Origin of the sequence: Stenotrophomonas sp. SrG, from assembly GCF_050031795.1 — a bacterium.
Classification (GTDB): Bacteria; Pseudomonadota; Gammaproteobacteria; order Xanthomonadales; family Xanthomonadaceae; genus Stenotrophomonas; species Stenotrophomonas rhizophila_A.
The window spans coordinates 1-298 of sequence record NZ_JBNBBE010000109.1 but is presented as its reverse complement, the minus strand read 5'-3'; the positions used below and the strand labels follow the sequence as shown (position 1 = coordinate 298).

The window sequence follows — 298 nt, the reverse complement described above, 5'->3', positions numbered from 1 at the left end:
AACGGCCGCCCGTTGGGGCGGCATTTTTGCGTTGCATCGGCGTGGCCGATGCAACGCAGCAATACAAGGCGCTTGCGCCTTTTATTGCTGCAACGGAATCACGCGGAGTTCCACGCGGCGGTTCTTGGCGCGACCGGCGTCGGTGCTGTTATCGGCGATCGGGTAGGCCTTGCCGGCCCCCAGCGTCTCGATACGCACGCTCTGAACGCCCTGGGCGGTCAGGTACTGCGCAACCGAATCGGCGCGTTCCGTGGACAGCTTGGTGTTGACCGCGTCACTACCAATGCTGTCCGTGTGG

The 298-nt window shown here is 63.8% G+C and carries 1 protein-coding gene; it reads right to left on the bottom strand.

Going from position 1 to position 298, the window contains the following annotated elements; genetic code table 11:
- Nucleotides 1–81: 81 nt before the first annotated feature.
- The coding region (locus ACQG3P_RS19170; RefSeq protein ID WP_426805924.1) for an OmpA family protein at nucleotides 82–298 on the bottom strand (217 nt) is incomplete at its 5' end.